The sequence below is a fragment of the Pseudomonas sp. SCA2728.1_7 genome (genome assembly GCF_018138145.1).
In the GTDB taxonomy this organism is placed as follows: Bacteria; Pseudomonadota; Gammaproteobacteria; order Pseudomonadales; family Pseudomonadaceae; genus Aquipseudomonas; species Aquipseudomonas koreensis_A.
In genome coordinates this window covers 782,333-800,545 of record NZ_CP073104.1, presented here as the reverse complement: position 1 = coordinate 800,545, position 18,213 = coordinate 782,333, and the positions used below count along the sequence as shown (strand labels likewise).

At 58.0% G+C, this 18,213-nt stretch carries 18 protein-coding genes; 6 read left to right on the top strand and 12 right to left on the bottom strand.

All coding sequences use genetic code 11. The annotated features are described in order from the left end of the window. Nucleotides 1-71: 71 nt before the first annotated feature. Nucleotides 72-1,700, top strand: coding sequence for a methyl-accepting chemotaxis protein (locus KBP52_RS03555; protein WP_077572900.1), 1,629 nt, complete (start codon nt 72-74; stop codon nt 1,698-1,700). A 74-nt stretch (nt 1,701-1,774) separates the two neighbouring features. Here KBP52_RS03555 and KBP52_RS03550 read toward each other — a convergent pair whose 3' ends face one another. After that, nucleotides 1,775-2,224, bottom strand: a complete 450-nt coding sequence (locus KBP52_RS03550; protein WP_212622084.1) for a hypothetical protein — start codon at nt 2,222-2,224, stop codon at nt 1,775-1,777. Nucleotides 2,225-2,671: 447 nt separating this feature from the next. On the opposite strand from KBP52_RS03550, the gene KBP52_RS03545 reads away from it, so the two are divergent. After that, nucleotides 2,672-3,589 (top strand): fimbrial protein, encoded by a 918-nt coding sequence (locus tag KBP52_RS03545; RefSeq protein ID WP_230669501.1) that lies wholly within the window; start codon nt 2,672-2,674, stop codon nt 3,587-3,589. Between the two features lie 211 nt (nt 3,590-3,800). Here the strand turns inward: KBP52_RS03545 and KBP52_RS03540 are convergent, their stop codons facing one another. From KBP52_RS03540 to KBP52_RS03530, 3 genes are read right to left on the bottom strand one after another with little or no spacing between them, the layout of a single operon-like run. Then, entirely contained in the window at nt 3,801-4,802 is a 1,002-nt protein-coding gene (locus tag KBP52_RS03540; RefSeq protein ID WP_077572897.1) for an NAD(P)H-quinone oxidoreductase, read from the bottom strand. After that, on the bottom strand, nt 4,803-5,135 hold the full coding sequence (locus KBP52_RS03535) for a carboxymuconolactone decarboxylase family protein (protein WP_077572896.1): 333 nt from the start codon (nt 5,133-5,135) through the stop codon (nt 4,803-4,805). Between the two features lie 11 nt (nt 5,136-5,146). Next, the gene (locus KBP52_RS03530; protein WP_212622083.1) at nt 5,147-6,583 is read right to left on the bottom strand and encodes an NAD-dependent succinate-semialdehyde dehydrogenase; all 1,437 of its coding nucleotides are present in this window, start codon (nt 6,581-6,583) and stop codon (nt 5,147-5,149) included. Nucleotides 6,584-6,804: 221 nt separating this feature from the next. Between KBP52_RS03530 and KBP52_RS03525 the strand changes: the two genes are divergently transcribed. Beyond that, nucleotides 6,805-7,731: a LysR family transcriptional regulator gene (locus KBP52_RS03525; protein WP_122661952.1), complete on the top strand. Its 927-nt coding sequence runs from the start codon at nt 6,805-6,807 to the stop codon at nt 7,729-7,731. A 76-nt stretch (nt 7,732-7,807) separates the two neighbouring features. Here KBP52_RS03525 and KBP52_RS03520 read toward each other — a convergent pair whose 3' ends face one another. The 6 genes from KBP52_RS03520 to KBP52_RS03495 all read right to left on the bottom strand — a co-directional run bounded on the left by KBP52_RS03520 (nt 7,808) and on the right by KBP52_RS03495 (nt 13,598). Continuing rightward, complete coding sequence (locus KBP52_RS03520) at nt 7,808-8,059, bottom strand: DUF2790 domain-containing protein (protein WP_016984519.1); 252 nt, start codon at nt 8,057-8,059, stop codon at nt 7,808-7,810. 254 nt (nt 8,060-8,313) lie between these two features. Next, nucleotides 8,314-9,435, bottom strand: coding sequence for an SMP-30/gluconolactonase/LRE family protein (locus KBP52_RS03515; protein ID WP_212622082.1), 1,122 nt, complete (start codon nt 9,433-9,435; stop codon nt 8,314-8,316). Nucleotides 9,436-9,558: 123 nt separating this feature from the next. Continuing rightward, entirely contained in the window at nt 9,559-10,587 is a 1,029-nt protein-coding gene (locus KBP52_RS03510) for a transketolase family protein (protein ID WP_186615157.1), read from the bottom strand. After that, nucleotides 10,584-11,432, bottom strand: a complete 849-nt coding sequence (locus tag KBP52_RS03505; protein ID WP_077572890.1) for a transketolase — start codon at nt 11,430-11,432, stop codon at nt 10,584-10,586. Before KBP52_RS03505 ends, KBP52_RS03510 begins: the two co-directional genes overlap by 4 nt. A gap of 17 nt (nt 11,433-11,449) precedes the next feature. Next, a complete protein-coding gene (locus KBP52_RS03500; RefSeq protein ID WP_077572889.1) occupies nt 11,450-12,748 on the bottom strand; it encodes an MFS transporter in 1,299 nt (432 codons plus the stop codon). A gap of 100 nt (nt 12,749-12,848) precedes the next feature. Further along, a complete protein-coding gene (locus tag KBP52_RS03495; protein WP_077572888.1) occupies nt 12,849-13,598 on the bottom strand; it encodes an SDR family NAD(P)-dependent oxidoreductase in 750 nt (249 codons plus the stop codon). A 198-nt stretch (nt 13,599-13,796) separates the two neighbouring features. Between KBP52_RS03495 and KBP52_RS03490 the strand changes: the two genes are divergently transcribed. Continuing rightward, nucleotides 13,797-14,711, top strand: a complete 915-nt coding sequence (locus tag KBP52_RS03490) for a LysR substrate-binding domain-containing protein (RefSeq protein ID WP_077572887.1) — start codon at nt 13,797-13,799, stop codon at nt 14,709-14,711. A gap of 38 nt (nt 14,712-14,749) precedes the next feature. Here the strand turns inward: KBP52_RS03490 and KBP52_RS03485 are convergent, their stop codons facing one another. Then, nucleotides 14,750-15,352 (bottom strand): XRE family transcriptional regulator, encoded by a 603-nt coding sequence (locus tag KBP52_RS03485; protein ID WP_116030293.1) that lies wholly within the window; start codon nt 15,350-15,352, stop codon nt 14,750-14,752. A gap of 157 nt (nt 15,353-15,509) precedes the next feature. Here KBP52_RS03485 and KBP52_RS03480 point away from each other — a divergent pair, with 157 nt between their 5' ends. After that, nucleotides 15,510-16,205, top strand: coding sequence for a B3/4 domain-containing protein (locus tag KBP52_RS03480; protein ID WP_016986055.1), 696 nt, complete (start codon nt 15,510-15,512; stop codon nt 16,203-16,205). 101 nt (nt 16,206-16,306) lie between these two features. On the opposite strand, the gene KBP52_RS03475 is transcribed toward KBP52_RS03480, so the two are convergent. Then, nucleotides 16,307-17,440, bottom strand: a complete 1,134-nt coding sequence (locus KBP52_RS03475) for an aminotransferase class V-fold PLP-dependent enzyme (RefSeq protein ID WP_212622081.1) — start codon at nt 17,438-17,440, stop codon at nt 16,307-16,309. A 127-nt stretch (nt 17,441-17,567) separates the two neighbouring features. Between KBP52_RS03475 and KBP52_RS03470 the strand changes: the two genes are divergently transcribed. Beyond that, on the top strand, nt 17,568-18,179 hold the full coding sequence (locus tag KBP52_RS03470) for a dTMP kinase (RefSeq protein WP_212622080.1): 612 nt from the start codon (nt 17,568-17,570) through the stop codon (nt 18,177-18,179). The last annotated feature ends 34 nt before the right edge of the window (nt 18,180-18,213 follow it).

Below are 18,213 nucleotides of genomic sequence, written 5' to 3'. Positions count from 1 at the left end.
GATTGTCTGCGCCAGCTTTCCTGCCAGCTCGTAAGACCCATTGTCTTGAATACACTCTAAGGTAAGGCATCATGCTGCTTCGTAAACTCAACCTCGCGCCGCGATCGGCGCTGTGTTTTGGCTTGTTCTGTCTCATGATTATCGCGATCGGATTGATCGCCTTGCAGCAAGTCGACTTGCTCAACAAGGCAGAAACCTATGTCGAGACGACCATCGTGCCAAGCATCAAGCTGCTCGGCCAACTGGATCGCGAGTTCATCGAAATCAAGGGCAATAACGCCCGTTTGCGTAACCCTATCGAAACCCCTGAGCGCAAGGCTCAGGCCCTGATGGACATTCAGCAATCGCGTCAGCTCATCAAAAATCATCAACGAGCGCTCATTGATCTGCTGACTACTGACGCTGGGCGTAAAGCGTTCGAGGAGTTCGCCAAAGCACAAGCGGTCAATGATCAGGCGCAGGACCAATACCTTGAAACCGTGGCGAAAGGGCAGCTTGAAGCGGCCATTGCGCTGTCAAAGAATCAGATGCGTGCCGCCTCGGACGGCGTGCAGGTCGCGCTCAAAAAGCTGATTGCTCTCAACGAGATCGAAGCATATGAAGCGGGCAAGCAGGCCGACAATGTCTACGAACACACGCTGTTGATCGTCAGTGTGTTCATTGTCATTGCCATCGGTGCTTCCTTGGCCCTGGCGGTGTTGTACACGCGCAGCCTGACGGTGCCGATTGCAGGCTCGCTAAGGGTTGCGGAATGCATCGCCGCCAACGATTTGAGCGAAACCATCGCGCTGGATGGTTCCGATGAGGCGGCGCAGATGCTGTCTTCGTTGGCCGCGATGCAGGCCAGTTTGCGTGATGCGCTGATCATGATCCGTGACTCGTCCACGCAGTTGGCCGAAACCTCGGAAGTCATGCACGGCGTCACCGAAGATATTTCGCGTATCACTCAGCGTCAGAGTCATGAAATCGAAATGGCCGCCACCGCCGTGACTGAAATGAGTGCGGCGGTGGAGCAGGTCGCGGACAACGCCGCATCGACCTCGCAACTGACGTCGGAATCAAGCGCAGCAGCTGTTGCCGGTAAAGCCCAGGTCAGCGAAACGGTCGCGGCAATCAATCTGATGGTTTCCAGCGTGCATAGCACCTCGGCTGAAGTGCAGGCGCTTTCTACGATGGCGAGCGATATCAGCAGCGTGCTGGACGTGATCCGAGAAGTCGCCGAACAAACCAATCTGCTCGCTTTGAACGCGGCCATCGAAGCGGCGCGGGCGGGGGAGGCGGGCCGTGGCTTTGCCGTGGTTGCAGATGAGGTGAGAGGGCTGGCGCAGCGTACTCAGAAATCTACCGAGGACATCGAGTCCATGGTCAGCTCCATTCAGTCGGGCACCAGCAGGGCGGTTTCTTCCATGAGCCACACCCGCTCTCAGGCGGAAAGAACACTTGAGATGGCCAATATCGCCGGCGAAGTGCTGACCGACATCACTGGCTCTCTGAATCTTATCAATGAACGAAACCTGCTGATGGCGACCGCTGCCGAAGAGCAGGCTCAGGTTGCACGCGAGGTGGATCGAAGCCTTATCAGCATTCGCGACCTGTCTTGCGAAACCGCAGAAGGTTCGAAACAGACGGCAGTTGCATCGGCGGAGCTTTCGCAATTGGCGGCCTCGCTGAATAAGTTGACCAAGGAATTCAAGCTATAAAAAGTTAACGGGAAGCCCTGATTGCCAGGGCTTTTTCGGTCCGCGATCAATCGTATTGCGCAACGAGTGCAGGCTCATTTCTGTGTTGGCAATGCGGTTTGTGCCGTCAGCTGTTCAATGCAGTGGGCGAGTTGTTTTTCATAGCTTTCCAGCACGGCTTCAGCATCAGCTTCGCGCTCATCACGCAAGCGAAAGAAGTCGTCGCGACTGAGCTGATCCGCTACGAGGCGGATATTTTGCTCGATGATCGCGCACAGTGAGTCTTCGTCCTCTAACGCGGTGCTGGTTTGCGCCGCGCGTTGATTGTTTTCCAGTTCGGTCTTTGCCGCCTCGGCGGCCTTCGCTTGTTCCTTCGCAGTCACAAGGTCGGTTTCCAGGGCCTGCTTTTGTTCTGCCAGACGCTTGAGTTCTGCGCTCATTGACTGGATAGCATCGGCGCGGTGGGTGAGTTGGACCTCCTGTTGTTGCACCACATCCTTCAGTGGAAACAGTTCATTGAGCTGGTAACCGGCGACCACGGTCATGGCGATCAGCGCCAGTGCCAGAATCGTCAGGCAGTAGATGGCGGCGTTGCTCTGGGGTTTTGGACTATTGAGGGTATCGAGGGCTCTCACGGAATCGTTTCTCCTATCAAGAGAAGTCAGTGTAATGGCAGAGTTTCGTTGTGCCTTTAAGACGAGTCTTAAATTGGTTGTTGGTTATTTGCGCTGGTAAAGGTGTTCAACTTGGCCTTTTATAGATATTCCGAATTTAGCTAGTGGCTATAAGTCCATGAGAATTGTCTGGTTGTTGAATAAATAAAACTTTTGCTCAAGTGTTATTTATTCATTATCTTTTCGCTCCGTTTATGGTGATTTTGCTGCCGGTTAAATATTCGCACCATCGTCAATCATTCAGTTTTTTGCATGCAGCGCAGAGTCAGAGGGAGTGTTATGAAGTTATGCCATATATCAATTGTCGGGCTCTTGTACATGCTGTCGTCAAACGCAACGGCGGCGGTATGCGAATTTTATCCCGACAATTCCATGGGCAACCTCCGAGTTGTCCTTCCGGCCACGATCTCGGTACCGCGGGACACGCCGACCGGCACGGTTATCTATGAAAGCCCAATCGTGACCCTGGGAGCCATTCCCAGTTCGTTCAGGTGCTCTGCGGTACACAATGAAGGTGTGCGCAATTCTGTGGGCACCACCCAGGCGGGCGCGCAGACTTTTCCCATTGGAAATACCGGCATCGGCTGGCAATGGGTTCGACCGCCATCGGGCAAAGTATGGAAAGGCTTTCCGGGTGACTCCGACGTCGCTGGCGGTTGGGGGTGGAATGGCACTGAGCACATCTTGCGGCTTGTAAAGACGGGGGAGATTTCCGGTAGTGCGACGATACCCTCAGGCCAATTAGGGAAATTTGTCGCTGCTGAAATCGAGCCTCTTGCATTGAATACAAGTGGCACGCGGGTGGTCTCACAGTCTTGCGAAACACCCGATGTAAAAGTTGATATGGGTAGCTATAACTTGAGCGATTTCCCGAAGAACGGTGCCTATGCCAAGGAGCAATACTTTTTTCTCAGTATGAAAAACTGTCCTGCCGGAATAAACAACTTCCGCTACTCCTTTTCGCCCACTGCGGGCAGCCCTGCGTGGGACGCTAATACTGGCATGGTAAATCTGAACAGTAGCTCCACTGCCAAAGGTTTGGCATTGCAGATGCGCTTCAGAGACGGGAAGCCACTCAAGCTGAATCAGAACTACATAACAAAAGCGCCTACATCGGAAGGCGGGAATGCATCTGTAGACTTGCAAGCGCGCTTCGTGCGCATCGAGCCTTCCAATGCGCAAATGCGAGCGGGCAATGCCAATGCCGAAATTGCCTTTGTCGTTGAGTATCTATGAGGAGGCCAACAGCTTCTTCACCTCAGCCACAATCATCGCAATGTCGAAAGGCATGGCCAGCCCCACGTCGAACTTTCAAAGAAAGGCATGAGAAGCGGGTTGTCGACATACGGAACAGGTCGACTAAGCCCGAACACTTATGCATGTCAATGCATAAGCAGAAAACGGTGCCCATCAAGGGCACCGTTGTTAATCGACCATTCGACCCGTTTTAAATCAAGTCTTCTGGCTGCATCGTCAAAATGATTTTCCCGACGTTCCCGGAAGACTCCATCCGGCGATGCGCATCGGCAGCCCGCGCTAGAGCAAACGTGCTATCGACGACCGGCTCAAGGCTTCCGGCACCCTCGAAGCGATCAAGCCAGTGATCGCGGAATCGCTTGATCATGGCGTGCTTCTCCGGTTGCGTGCGTGACTTCATCACCGTGCCGATGATTTGCAAGTGGCGGTAAAGAATGTCCTCCAGCGCCACCGTGACGTTGCCGCCACCGCCAAGGATGCCGACCTGAATCAGGCGACCGCCCTTGGCAAGGGACGCGATGTTGCGGGCGAAGTAGGGCTCACCGATAAAGTCGATGATCACATCGACGCCACGCCCCTGGGTTTTGTCGGCGATCACTTGAGCGAAGTCCTGCGTCTTGTAATCGATCGCCACGTCTGCGCCCAAATGCTCGACACGCGCCAGCTTGCTGCCTTCGGTGGTCGCATACACCGTGGCGCCGGTGGCGTAAGCCAACTGCACCGCAGCAGACCCGACGCCGCCAGCGGCCGCGTGTATCAGCACCGAATCGCCAGCCTTGAGCCGAGCCAGGTGCATCATCGCTTCATGGGCCGTGACGAAGACCTCGGGAATGGCCGCCGCATGTACATAGTCAACCTGCGCAGGGATGTGCATGGCCATGCGGTAATCGATGCGTGCCTGCTCGGCGTAGGCGCCGCCGCCGACCACACCCATGACGCGATCTCCGACCTCGAACCCCGTCACCGCTTTACCTTTGCCGATCACTTCGCCAGCGATTTCCAGGCCGATGATCAGCGAGTCACCGAAATTCGGATGGCCGTACCCACCGGTCCGGTGAGTCAGATCCGCACGGTTCACCCCGGCGGCATAGACACGCACCAGCAGGTCGTCGGGACGGACTTCAGGATTGGCGACCTCGACGAGTTCGAGGACGTCTGGCGCACCGAATTCTATGATGTTGATGGCTTTCATTCAGTTGTTCTCCGTTTCGCTGAACGTGGCGTTGGCGATAGCCGATGCGGTGATGGCGCCAGGGAAGCCCACATAGAAAGCCAGGTGTGTGATCGCTGCCGCCAGTTCGTCTTGGGTTACACCGTTGCCAGCCGCGCGGCGTAAGTGGGCAGGCAACTCTTCCGAGTGACCAGCGGCAATCAATGCCGCCACGGTGATCAGACTACGGTCGCGCAGGGACAGCGCGGGATCGCTCCAGATTTGCGGATAAAGCGTCGAGTCGACGAATTGCGCCAGCTTTGGCGTGAACGCGCGCGCGGCTTCCCGAGGACTGCTGAAATTGAGCTTGGACATGGGCGAGTTCCTTAAACCTGGCTGATGAATTTGTGGGTCAGATAGTGCTCGATGCCTTCAATGCCACCTTCGGAGCCGTGACCGCTTTCTTTCATGCCGCCGAACGGGAGCTCGGTTGCGACGATGCGGTATTGGTTGATCCCGATCATCCCGGCCTCTAACCCGTCGGCGACGTCAATGGCCGTGCGCGCGCTGGAGGTGAACGCGTAGGCCGAAAGTCCGTAGGGCAGGCGGTTGGCTTCTTGCAGCCCATCGGCCAGCTCATCGAACCGCATCAGTACGGCGATGGGGCCGAAGGGTTCTTCGTGCATGATGCGGGCGTTCATCGGCACATCCGCCAGAACGGTGGGCTGGAAGAAGTAGCCCTCGCCTGACAAGGCTTCGCCACCGACCAATACCCGTGCACCTTTTTCGACGGCATCGGCGACCAGTTCTTCCATTTTTGCCAATTGCCTTGGGTTGGCTAACGGTCCGACCTGAGTGTCCGGATGCAGGCCGTCACCGATTCTCAGGGCTTGGGTCGCCGCGACAAAGTGATCGACAAAAGCTTGATAGGCGCCACGCTGGATCAGAAACCGAGTGGATGAAATGCACACCTGCCCAGTGCCGCGAAAGCGGTTGGCGACACCTTCGATAGCGGCTTTTTCGATGTCGGCATCCTCGAACACCAGCACCGGTCCGTGCCCACCGAGTTCAAGGGTGATGGGCTTGACGCCTTCGGCAGCGCGTGCAGACAGCAGGCGACCGATAGGCACTGAGCCGGTAAAGGTCACTTTGCGAATGATCGGCGAGGCGATCAGATGGCTGGACACTTGATCCGGTACGCCGAAGACCACTTGCAGCACACCCTTGGGCAATCCTGCATCGTCGAGTGCACGCGCCAGGGCCAGTGCTGTGGAGGGACTTTCCTCACCCGGTTTGAGGATGACGCTGCAACCGGCGGCCAGTGCTGCCGAGAGCTTGCGTGCCGGGGTGATGGCCGGGAAATTCCACGGTGTAAATGCGGCCACCGGGCCGATGGCCTGGCGTTTGACCAGTTGCAACACGCCTGGTCGGTTAGCCGGGACCACACGGCCATCGATACGCCGGGCGCTTTCGGCGAACCATTCGAAATACTCCGCCGCACGGGTCACTTCATCGAGGCTTTCACTCAGCGGTTTGCCTTCCTCCAAGGTCATCTGCGCGGCAATCTGCGGTGCACGTTCCAGGATCAGGTCGGCGGCACGCTTGAGGATTTTTGCGCGTTGGTCAGGTACGGTCTGGCGCCACTGCTCGAAGCTCAGGCGAGTCACTTCCAGGGTGTGATCAAGATCGCCTGCGGTGGCGAGCGGGACGCGGCCGATTTCCCGGCCGGTCGCCGGGTTGACGACGGCGGCGGTATCGCGCCCTTCGGCACTGATCCATTCACCACCGATGAAAAGATAAAGCGGGTCGTAGGAAGTCTTCATGATGTGCCCTTCAGTTGGTTGTCAGAGATTCGTAAGAAACCCGGCGCCGGCTCAGGCAGCCTGTGCAACCAAGTTTATGGAAGGAGGGGGCATTGATTTAGACGGGCCAGAGGGAATCATTGTTGTTGCCAGAGGTAATATCGAGTCGCGGGCCGAACGTGTAGCATCCGGAAAAAATGCGCGTTATCACGGGTGAGCGTCAGATCTACAGGAAGGTCGCGATGGATAAACTTTCGAACATGTCGGTGTACATAAAGGTTGTCGAGATGGGCAGTTTCACGGCCGTGGCCAATCATCTGGACTCCACCGTCGGTAACGTATCGCGTGCTGTATCGGCGCTGGAAAACGTGCTCGACGCACGTCTGTTGCAACGCTCGACCCGACGCCTGTCGGTCACCGATGCCGGGCGACGGTTCTATGAGCGCTGCACGAAGATTCTGGCTGATCTGGAGAGTGCCGAAGCCGAAGCCAGCAATGCCGCGCTGGAGCCTCGGGGAACACTGCGGGTGCATTGCGTACCCGGGCTGGCTCGGCATCTGGTTACGGGGGCGGTGCTGGAGTACCGCCAGCAATTCCCGGAGGTGACGGTGGATTTATTGCTCTCGCAACGCATGCCTAACCTGTTGGAAGACCAACTGGATGTCTCGATCCTGATCGCCCGCGCGCTCCCCGATTCGGCGTATGTCAGCCAGAAGATCGGTGTCAGCCATTGTGTGTTGGTGGCGTCGCCAGACTACTTGGCCCGGCATGCGGCTCCCGAGACGCCAGAAGACCTGCGTGATCACCAGTGTCTGCTGTTGGGCACCGTCGACTATGTGCGGGATGAGTGGCAACTCAAGAGCAAGGCCGGGGACGCGACGTTTGTCCCGACAGGGCCAAGTTTCAGCGTCAACGATATGGATGCGATGGCGCTGGCCATTCGAGAGGGCGCGGGGATTGGCTTGCTGGCCGGATTTACGGCCATCGATGATTTGCGTTCCGGCAAGCTCGTGCGGGTTTTGCCTGACTACCATACCTATGAGCGTAACGTGTACGCCGTCTATACCTCTCGGCAGTTTGTCGATGCAAAAATCACCCGGTTTATTGAAACGCTGAAAGATCGGGTTGGCAGTCAGCTGGCAGCCACGGCCAAAGAACTGATCGATTGAAATACTGCGGAGCAAAAAGGTATTTGCGCCTCGATGAGACCACTCTCCGAGGCGCAATGATGGGTAAACAGCTGACTTAGCCCTGGCTGCAACGGCCCATGACGTTATAGGCCAGTACATGGCGTTTGCCTTGCGAGTCCTGGTAAGTCATGTGCGTCGGTACCACTGCGCAAACATCCGGCACCGGTTCTTCAGAGATGACCTTGGCGACATCCAGGTGGGTACCGTAGCGATATTGCTCGACCTGTTTAGTCGTTGCAGGACCGTCCTGCGCTGCTACCACAGAGCTGAAGCCCAAGAGTGCGACGATGATCATTGCCGTTTTCATGATGAGATTTCCTAAAGTAAGTGTGATGTTGCTGGCAGGACGAACTTTAGGCTTGAGGGTGTTGCGCAAACAGGCACGGATCAGGGAAAGACTTTTATCAATTTCGAACACAATCGGGAGGTGTCTGACGTTACGGGCGCTCTACAAGGTCGGCGTGGCGGTGACAGTAACCGGGCTTGAGTGCCGCGCACCTTCGGATGCGCGGCAAGCTGTGTTTCGACGCTCACGAAACTGTCGTGAGACGAACCGCGCTTTTACAACGCAAATGTAGTCCCACGGGTATTCACAAACAGCGAATAGATCGAGTGACTGCTGGCCATGAACAATCGATTTCCTTCGCGCCCCCCAAAGCACAAATTCGGGCAGCGCTCTGGCAGGGAAATGTGCCCGATGGCCTTGCCCTGTGGATTGAAAACGCGCACGCCGTCGAGTTTTTCCAGGTCGGCCTTGGGATCACCGTTGCCGCCCCAGCCGCACCACAGGTTGCCCGCTTCGTCGCATTTGATGCCGTCGATCGCGGCATATTCCAGCCCTTCGATGTGCTTGCGGCGTTCGCCGAGTGTGCCGTCATCCTTCACGGTAATCGCCCAGATCAGCCGATTGGGCTTGGCGCGTCCTTCGACGACGTACAGGGTCTTCTCATCGGGCGAAAAGCACAGGCCGTTGGGGCCGTTGAGATCATCGATGACCCGAGTGACTTTTTTGCTCTCGCCGTCGATGCGGTACACGGCGTGGGGTTGGCTCGGGGTGATTTTGTGACCCTCGTAGTTGTTGCTGGTCTGGAATGGCGGATCGGTAAACCAGATCGATCCGTCACTTTTGCAGACGATGTCGTTGGGCGAGTTGAAGGGGTTGCCGTCGAAGCTGTCGGCCAGCACAGTGATCGTGCCATTGGCTTCGGTGCGCGTGATGCGCCGACCTTCGCTGGTGGTGGTGGAGCCTTCGCAAACAATCAAACGCCCTTGGCGATCCCGGCACATGCCGTTGGAGAAGTTGGAGTGTTCGCGGTAAACGGAGAAGGTATCGGTGATTTCGTCCCAGCGCATGATGCGATTATTGGGAATGTCGCTGACCAACAAATAGCGGCCATCACCGACCCAAACCGGCCCTTCGGCCCAGCGCATGCCGGTGGCAAGGTTTTCGACACTGGCATTGAAAATACGTAGATCGAGGAAGCTGTCGTCGAGGATGTGAATCAGCGGATCTGGGTAGCGCTGACTCAAGGGTTCGGCGGCCTCGGCGATCCGCGTCAATGCGGTGCTGCCGACGGTGGCGAGCGTGGCGGAAACGGCAAGAGACTTTTTCAGGAAGCTACGGCGGGTGTTGCCTTGCGCTCGGTCAAGGTTTTCAGGTCGAGCGGACAGGGATGAGTCCATGTAGAGATCTCCGTGGTTTTATTTTTTTTGTGGGAGACGTAGTAATACCTTGTGATAGGACATCGTACAAGCTGTTCGTTGTCTGCGAGTTGTAGGGCGCTTGTCCATAAGCGCCCTGATCGGTCAGCGGTCCAGCCAGAGCTTGATCTGCGCGCAGACGGCCTGGGTAGAAATGCCGTAACGATCATGCAGTGTCGGCAAAGCACCCGCGTCCAGAAACGCGTCCGGCAAAGCGATCTGCCTGAACGCTGGCGTGACCCCGTTACGCAGCAGCACACCAGCGACGGCCTCGCCGAGTCCGCCAATAATCGAGCTGTTTTCTGCGGTAACCACCAGACGACCGGATTTGCGTGCCTCGGCAAGAATGGCTTGCTCGTCCAGCGGCTTTATCGTCGGTACGTGCAACACGGCGACATCCACGCCATCGGCTTGCAGTTCCTTGGCGGCTTCCAGTGCACGCATTGTCATCAGGCCGGTGGAGATGATCAGCACATCGTTACCGGTGCGCAGGGTTTTGGCTTTGCCGATCTCGAACTGATAGCCGTATTCGTCGAGCACCAACGGTACATTGCCGCGCAGCAAACGCATGTACACAGGCCCCTGATGCGCGGCGATCGCGGGTACGGCCTGTTCGATTTCCAGGGCATCGCAGGGGTCGACAATCATCAGGTTGGGCATGGCACGGAAGATGGCCAGGTCATCGGTGGCCTGGTGGCTGGGGCCGTATCCGGTGGTGAGACCGGGCAGGCCGCAGACGATTTTGACGTTGAGGTTTTCCTCGGCGATGGCCATGCAGATGAAGTCATAGGCACGCCGCGAAGCAAACACCGCGTAGGTCGTGGCAAAGGGTACGAAACCTTCACGGGCCATGCCTGCGGCTGCACTCATCAGCAGTTGTTCGGCCATGCCCATTTGATAGAACCGGTCCGGGTGGGCCTTGGCAAAGATGTGCAGGTCGGTGTATTTGGACAGGTCGGCGGACAGACCGACGATGTCCTGGCGTTGATCAGCCAGCGCCGCCAGCGCATGACCGAAAGGCGCGGCTTTGGTGGCTTGGCCCTCCGAAGCGATGGACGCGATCATCGCCGACGTGGTCAGGCGTTTCTTGCTCGGCTCGGCAGTCGGCATGGGTGTTTTGACGGCGTTGTTCATTGGTTTTTTCCTTCTTCAAGATTGCGCAGCGCCAGTTCCCATTCGTGCTCTTCCACACGGATGAAGTGGGTTTTCTCGCGGGTTTCCAGGAAGGGCACGCCTTTGCCCATTTTGGTGTCGCAGATGATCACCCGTGGCTGACGGCCGGAATGATTACGCGCAGCATCGAACGCACTGACCAACGCCTCCAGATCATTGCCGTCGACGCGCTGGGTGAACCAGCCAAACGCCTGCCAGCGATCGACGATGGGTTCGAACGAGAGGATTTCGCTGGAGTGGCCGTCGGCTTGCTGGTTGTTGACGTCGACGATGGCGATCAGGTTGTCGAGCTTCCAGTGCGAAGCCGACATGACCGCTTCCCAGGTCGAGCCTTCGTTCAACTCGCCATCGGACAGCAGGTTGTAGACGAAGGATGGCGAATCTTTGCGCTTGAGTCCCAGACAGGCGCCGACCGCGATGCCCAAGCCTTGGCCCAGCGAGCCGCCGGTGATTTCCATGCCCGGGGTGTAGGCGGCCATGCCCGACATCGGCAGGCGACTGTCGTCCGAGCCGTAGGTTTCCAGCTCTTCGAGCGGGATGATCTCGGCCTCGATCAGCGCTGCGTACAGCGCAATGGCGTAGTGACCGATGGAAAGGTAGAAGCGATCGCGCTGCTCCCATTCGGGATCAGTTGGGCGATGATTCATCGCATGAAAGTAAGACACCGCCAGCAAATCGGCAGCGCCGAGTGCCTGGCCGACGTAGCCCTGACCCTGGACCTGGCCCATGCGCAGCGCGTGGCGGCGAATGTTGTGCGCGCGCTCCGTCAGGCTCAGGGATGCAGCGTGTGAAAGATTAGTCGTCATGATGAAACTCCGTTAACTCAACGATTGACCAAGGCGGCGGGGATGCGCAGGACCAGACTGGCACCGAGGAACAGCACGCCCGTGATCAGGTACATGCCGATGGCACTGGAGCCGGTCAGGGTGGTGATCCAGCCGATCAGATAAGGCGAGCAGAACCCGGCAAGATTGGCGAAGCTGTTGACCGCGGCGATGCCAGCGGCAGCAGACACCCCGCCCAGCAGCGTGGTGGGCAGCATCCAGAACAGCGACGTTGCGGACAAAATGCCGGAAGCGGCCAGGCACAGACTGAGGATCGACAGCGTTGAGTTGCCACCCATCATCGCCGCCAGGCTCAAGCCAATCGCACCGGCAATCATCGGCACGATGAGGTGCCAGCGGCGTTCGCGATGCTTGTCACCACTGCGGCCCACCAACAACATCGCGACGATGGCGCACAGGTAGGGCAGGCTGGTCATAAAACCGATGTGCAGCGGGTCGGAAACCCCTGCATTGCGCACCAGCGTGGGCAGCCAGAAGGTGATTGCGTACTGGCCCATCACCACGCAGAAGTAGATGGCTGCCAGCAGCCACAACCGGCGATCGCGAATGAACTCGCCAACCGAGGCGTGGGTGACTTTTTGCTGGTCGTCGTCGGCCAATTCGCGAGTGATCAGGGCTTTTTCTTCGTCATTCAGCCAGGTGGCCTGATGCACGCCGTCTTTCAGATAGCTCAGCACCAGCAGCCCGACGATGACGGTCGGTACCGCCTCCAGAACGAACATCCACTGCCAGCCGGCCCAACCGTGCACGCCGGCAAAGTGGTTCATGATCCAGCCGGACAGCGGACCACCGACCATGCCTGACAACGGAATGGCGATGAACCACAACACCGTCATGCGTGCCCGACGGTAGGACGGAAACCAGTAGGTAAGGTAGAGCAACAGGCCCGGCGCCAGACCCGCTTCGGCGATCCCCAGCAGAAAGCGCAGCGCATAGAACTGCCACGCGGTTTCGACGAAGGCGAACAACGCCGAGACGATGCCCCAAGTGATCATGATCCGCGCGATCCACACGCGCGCACCGACCTTGTGCAGGATGATGTTGCTCGGTACTTCGCAGAGGAAGTAGCCGATGAAGAACACGCCAGCGCCCAGCCCGTAGACCGTTTCGCTGAGGGCCAGATCGTTCATCATTTGCAGCTTGGCGAAGCCGACGTTGACCCGATCCAGATAAGCGCACAAATAGCACAGCATCAGGAAAGGCATCAGGCGCCAGGCCGTTTTGCGATAGGCAGAGGAGCGCACGGTCGAAACCGCTTCGAGCGACAGGGTAGTCATGATGGTCTGATCTCTTGTTTTTATTGACCGCCAGGCCATCAGGCCCGGCTGCATCATCGATCCAGAACCGCACGGGCCATACAGGCCCGCCCAGAAATACTCAGTGAATCAGCATGCCGCCGTTCACATCCAAAGTGATGCCAGTCAGATAAGAGGATAAGTCGCTGGCGAGAAACAGCGCAGCGTTGGCGACATCCTGCGCCTCACCCAGGCGACCCAGCGGAATGCCGTCGATGATGGCGTGACGGCGTTCGTCTTGTATCAGGCCGCCGGTGATATCGGTGTGGATCAGGCCCGGCGCGATGGAGTTGACGCGAATGTTGTCGGGGCCCAGTTCCCGCGCCATGGCTTTGCCCAGACCCAGCACACCGGCTTTGGCCGCGCTGTAATGCGGGCCGCCGAAAATGCCGCCACCGCGTTGGGCAGACACGGACGACATGCAGACGATGCTGCCGCAGGCCTGTTGACGCATGAGCGGAATCACCGCTTGGGACATGAGCAAAGTGCCGCGCAGGCTGACGTCCAGCACCTTGTCATAGTCCGAAGGACGAATGTCGAGGGTTTTGAGTGGCTGGGTGATGCCGGCGTTGTTGACGAGGATATCAATGCGCCCGAAGTGCTCGATGATGGTGGCAACGGCTTGCTGAACCTGCGCCTCGTCCGCGACGTTAGCCGCCAGTCCCAGGTGACCTTCGCCCAGCGACGCAGCGGCGTCGCGTGCTGCGGAGGCATCCAGATCGAGAATGACGACACGTGCGCCTTGTTGTGCGAACGTCGTCGCAGTAGCGCGGCCGATGCCACGGGCAGATGCGGCACCGGTGATGATTGCGACTTTGCCTTGGAGAAGCATGGAGGAATACCTCGAATTGTTTTTATTGGCCCGGTTCGCAATGAACCGATGACTCAGCTTGTCCTCCAGACCGGCCCTGAGCAATAACGCAAACTTCACTGGGTGCTGAAAAAAATTCAGCACTCGCCAGCGTTGTCTGCCGATGTTTGAATAGCCACAAGCCCGGCCCAAGCCACTTGCAGCGGAAAAACAATCATCATGAGTTCATCTGGCGAAGCACCTGCGACCCTGCCACCCCTGAAAGCCATTCAGGCCTTTGAGCAAACGGCCCGCTTCGGCAACGTTGCCCGCGCGGCCGAACTGCTGGATTTGACCCCGTCGGCGGTCAGTCACCAATTGGCCAAACTGGAAGCGATGATCGGGCGTCAGCTGTTTCTCAGAACAGCCAGGGGCGTGACCTTGACGCCGGTGGGCGAGCAATACCTGACCGAAGTGTCCGGCATTCTGCACAGCCTGGCGGTGGCGACAGAACGCGCCGCCAGCGATGTCAGTCTCGATTGCCTGCGGTTGCACTCGTCGCCCAGCTTCGGGCTGCTGTGGCTGATGCCGCGGCTGGAACAGTTTCGCCAGAGTCATCCCGACATCCAGCTCAATCTCTCGTGTTCTTACGAATCACTGCATTTCAGTCGCGACAAGATCGATGTCGACATCCGTCACGGCATGCCCAATTGGCCAAGTTTCGAAGTCCGTACGGTGCGCAATGAAAAGATCGCGGTTCTGGCGTCACCGAAACTGCTGCAGCAGCGCCCGATCCGCACAGTCGCGGATCTGCTCGACTGCAATCTGATCCTGTCGGAAGCGACGCTGATCAAGTGGCCCCAGCTGTTTGCTCAACATGGCCTGTCGCGTCCTGAAAAACCCTATTCACTCAGCTTTGACCGCTCCTACATGACATTGGAGGCGGCCAGTCACGGGCTTGGGTTCGCGTTGGAAAGCACGCTGCTTGCGCAGGATTATCTGGCGCGCGGCGCGTTAGTCGAAGTGACGCCAGGGTTGAGTGCCCCGATCACCGCACACCACCTGGTGTTCCCGAGGGCGCACGCCGGTTTTCCGCGGGTCAGGCGATTTCTGGAGTGGATGCAGAATGAGCTGGGGCACGACTTCAACTACTGACGGTTATGTCATGAAGCCTGTGCCCGAATGCCGGGTATCTATTGATGTATCTCGGTCACGGACATGGTGAACACCAATCTGGATCTGCCCGCGTTGGAATAGGAGTGAGGCACATCGGTTTTCGCCACTGCCGAACTCCCGGCAGGAATGACAAGCTCTGTTTCCCCAACCGTGCATTTCAACGTGCCTTTCTCCACATGGAACAGTTCAAGCGTGCCTTGAGGGTGCCCCGGTGAAGCGAACGATTCGCCTGGATGCATTTCCCAGCGCCATAACTCGATCATGTTCGGGCCGGACGTTCCTGCAAGAAGTCGCGCGGTGCCTCCAAGGTCACCGGTCCAGAGCGTAGGGATATCCTGGCTTTCGATGATATGGGCAGAGGGTGCCTCGGTCACATTGACGATGTCGGCAACCGACAGGCCCAGCGCGGCGGCGATTTTGCAAAGAATGCCGATACTGGGATTCGCGGTGCATTTTTCTATTTCGACGACCATTCCTTTGCTCACGCCTGAGCGCCGAGAAAGTTCGTCCAGCGTGATTTTCTGTGCCTTGCGGGCTTGTTTGAGTGTGCGTGCGACGGCCAGGCTGACGGCTTGAGCATCAGCACCCGGAGTAGTCGACAAGCTGGTATTCATGGTCATTGATCAGGTTCATGAAAAAAGTGCTGGAATTTTCGGCCCTTAACGATCGTGGCGTCAATCGACTCACCCACTGAGGCGGATCATTGCGGTCATTATATTGACTAAATCAGTCATCGATAGATAGCATGAAACACCATTTGAATCCTGGAGGTTTTTGATGCTGTCCGTACTGCCGTTGATCGATCCAGCCGTTGCAGAACTGGCTCCGGGGTTCCGGGCCCTGAGCATTGTGGTGGAAGCTGCACCACTCACCCGTCCTGAAGTTGCCCGGGCCGCCCTGGATCACGCTTGCAAGGCTGTGCAGGCGGGTGGTCCAAGCTGGGGAGACGCTCACCTTGCCGCCTGGGCCGACGCCTTCAGAAAGTTCGGGGCCAAGCCACAGCGCACGCCTTGTTCAGCCGAAGCGTTGCGTAAAAGGGTTTTACGTGACGGGACCTTGCCGAGCCTCGATCCCATCGTCGATCTCTACAACGCCATCAGCATCGAGTACGCCATTCCGGTAGGCGGGGAAAACATAGAGGCTTATGCAGGCGCTCCGCATCTTGTCGTCGCCAATGGCAGCGAGCCCTTTGACACGATGAAAGAGGGCGTTCCCGCTGTCGAGTATCCAGATGCCGGCGAAGTGGTCTGGCGCGATGACAAAGGCGTGACCTGCCGCCGCTGGAATTGGCGGCAAGGGGTCAGAACCCGCCTTGGGGCCGATGCGCAGAACATGTGGTTCATTCTCGAGAGTTTGCCAGCGATGCCGCTTGAAGCTTTGACTGAAGCAGGGGACAAGCTGATCGCAGGTTTGCAGCAAATGATGCCCGGCGTGCAGATTGAAAGCTCGCTGATTGGTCCCGGGGCCAAATAGTCGATAGACCACTGAACAGAATGATGAACCGCCTTGCTGGAAGAAGGGCACACGTCGGGAATGCCCTTCTGGAGTTCAAGCGTTAGGAACGATATGGGATCTTAGTCAACCATCACCTCATCCAGTGCCTGCTCCAGCAGGCTGACCGTGCGCTCGATATTCTGCAGCTTCTCCAGTCCGAACAGCCCGAGGCGAAAGGTCTGGAAGTCGGCCGGTTCGTCGCATTGCAGTGGCACGCCGGCAGCGATCTGCAGACCGTGCTGGGCAAACTTCTTGCCGTTCTTGATGTCGGCATCATCGGTGTAACTCACGACGACGCCGGGCGCCTGAAAGCCTTCTGCGGCGACGCTTTTGATGCCTTTGCCGGTCAACAGCGCACGCACCCGATCGCCCAGCGCCTGTTGTTCATCGCGAACCTTGTCGAACCCGTACGCTTGTGTCTCTTTCATCACGTCGTTGAACCGCGCGAGTGAATCGCTGGGCATCGTCGCGTGATAGGCATGTCCACCCTGTTCGTAGGCCTGCATGATCTGCAGCCACTTTTTCAGGTCGCAGGCGAAGCTGCTGCTTTGCGTCTGTTCGATGCGCTCAAGCGCTGCAGAACTGAACATCACCAGGGCGCAGCAGGGGGAAGCGCTCCAGCCTTTCTGTGGTGCGCTGATCAGCAGGTCGACGGCGCATTTGTGCATATCCACCCAAATGGTGCCGGAGGCAATGCAGTCCAGCACGAACAGACCACCCACCGCATGCACGGCGTCGCCAACGGCACGCAGGTAGTCGTCGGGCAGGAGGATCCCGGATGAAGTTTCAACGTGGGGTGCGAAGACCATCCGCGGTTTCTGTGCGGCGATGGCGGCCAGCACTTCGTCCAGTGGCGGCGGGGCGTAGGCTGCCTGGCGACCCGTCTCGACCGGCCGGGCTTTGAGCACTGTGGTAGCTGCAGGGATGTTGCCCATCTCCAGAATCTGGCTCCAGCGATAACTGAACCAACCGTTGCGTATCACCAGACATTGCTGGTCGGTAGCGAACTGCCGCGCCACCGCTTCCATGCCGAATGTGCCGCTGCCCGGAACCACCGCCACCGCTTCGGCGTTGTAGACCTGTTTCAGGGTCGTGGAAATGTTCTTCATCACGCCTTGAAAGGACTGCGACATGTGGTTCAGCGAGCGGTCGGTGTAGACCACTGAGTACTCGACCAATCCCTCGGGATCGATGCTCGGATAGAGCTTGGACATGGTGACTCCTTTGGCAGAGGGGTAAACATCTTTGGCAAGCAAGTGTAGGCAAAGGGCAGGGATCAGCTCATTGAATTGCGCAAATGAGGTTAGAGTGCTCAGCAATGTCTCTGTCGTTGCGTGAACCATGAAGCTGCCGCTGTTTATTTCTCTGGATGGGCCCAAGGGCACCGGCAAAACCACACTGCTGGAGGCCGTTACCGCTGCGCTGCGGGCAGACAAGCACAAAGTCATCCGCCTGTGCGAGAGAAAAAGCGATCCGTACCGCGGCGAAACCATGGCCCTGGTCAACCAGCTCGCCAGACATCCCTCGCGGGAGTTGGAGTGGGCAGTGTGTCAGCGCCTCGCGGATAGCCGTCGCTGGATTTCTGAGCGGGTGCTGCCCAAACAGCCATTGAACAGCATCATCCTGATCGACCGCTGGTATCCGTCTGACGCCGCATTTCGCCATAGCGTGCCGTTTGCCGAGATTCTGCAGTTGAACAGGGAGCGAGGCGTACGCGTGCCGGATCTGCATGTCGGCGTTGTCACCGCGCCGGATATTTCATGGGCGAGGGCAACTGCACGATCACGAGGACTGGGCGGCACGGTGATCCAGAAACACGCAGAGCACGTCACCTGTAGCGAGATGTTCGAACAGGCGGTTGCCGATAACGGCTGGGTGTTGTGCCGCAACGAAGGAACCATCGAAGCCGCAACGACTCAGCTAGTTGCAGATATCTATAAAGTGCTTGGCTGATTGTCGATGTGCAGGCGCTGGTTTAATTTGAATT

Bases quoted from the DNA above. Each gene is read 5' to 3' on its own strand.
- KBP52_RS03555 (WP_077572900.1), top strand. From the start codon at position 72: ATGCTGCTTCGTAAACTCAACCTCGCGCCGCGATCGGCGCTGTGTTTT.
- KBP52_RS03550 (WP_212622084.1), bottom strand. From the start codon at position 2,224: ATGACCGTGGTCGCCGGTTACCAGCTCAATGAACTGTTTCCACTGAAG.
- KBP52_RS03545 (WP_230669501.1), top strand. From the start codon at position 2,672: ATGCTGTCGTCAAACGCAACGGCGGCGGTATGCGAATTTTATCCCGAC.
- KBP52_RS03540 (WP_077572897.1), bottom strand. From the start codon at position 4,802: ATGAAAGCCATCAACATCATAGAATTCGGTGCGCCAGACGTCCTCGAA.
- KBP52_RS03535 (WP_077572896.1), bottom strand. From the start codon at position 5,135: ATGTCCAAGCTCAATTTCAGCAGTCCTCGGGAAGCCGCGCGCGCGTTC.
- KBP52_RS03530 (WP_212622083.1), bottom strand. From the start codon at position 6,583: ATGAAGACTTCCTACGACCCGCTTTATCTTTTCATCGGTGGTGAATGG.
- KBP52_RS03525 (WP_122661952.1), top strand. From the start codon at position 6,805: ATGGATAAACTTTCGAACATGTCGGTGTACATAAAGGTTGTCGAGATG.
- KBP52_RS03520 (WP_016984519.1), bottom strand. From the start codon at position 8,059: ATGAAAACGGCAATGATCATCGTCGCACTCTTGGGCTTCAGCTCTGTG.
- KBP52_RS03515 (WP_212622082.1), bottom strand. From the start codon at position 9,435: ATGGACTCATCCCTGTCCGCTCGACCTGAAAACCTTGACCGAGCGCAA.
- KBP52_RS03510 (WP_186615157.1), bottom strand. From the start codon at position 10,587: ATGAACAACGCCGTCAAAACACCCATGCCGACTGCCGAGCCGAGCAAG.
- KBP52_RS03505 (WP_077572890.1), bottom strand. From the start codon at position 11,432: ATGACGACTAATCTTTCACACGCTGCATCCCTGAGCCTGACGGAGCGC.
- KBP52_RS03500 (WP_077572889.1), bottom strand. From the start codon at position 12,748: ATGACTACCCTGTCGCTCGAAGCGGTTTCGACCGTGCGCTCCTCTGCC.
- KBP52_RS03495 (WP_077572888.1), bottom strand. From the start codon at position 13,598: ATGCTTCTCCAAGGCAAAGTCGCAATCATCACCGGTGCCGCATCTGCC.
- KBP52_RS03490 (WP_077572887.1), top strand. From the start codon at position 13,797: ATGAGTTCATCTGGCGAAGCACCTGCGACCCTGCCACCCCTGAAAGCC.
- KBP52_RS03485 (WP_116030293.1), bottom strand. From the start codon at position 15,352: ATGACCATGAATACCAGCTTGTCGACTACTCCGGGTGCTGATGCTCAA.
- KBP52_RS03480 (WP_016986055.1), top strand. From the start codon at position 15,510: ATGCTGTCCGTACTGCCGTTGATCGATCCAGCCGTTGCAGAACTGGCT.
- KBP52_RS03475 (WP_212622081.1), bottom strand. From the start codon at position 17,440: ATGTCCAAGCTCTATCCGAGCATCGATCCCGAGGGATTGGTCGAGTAC.
- KBP52_RS03470 (WP_212622080.1), top strand. From the start codon at position 17,568: ATGAAGCTGCCGCTGTTTATTTCTCTGGATGGGCCCAAGGGCACCGGC.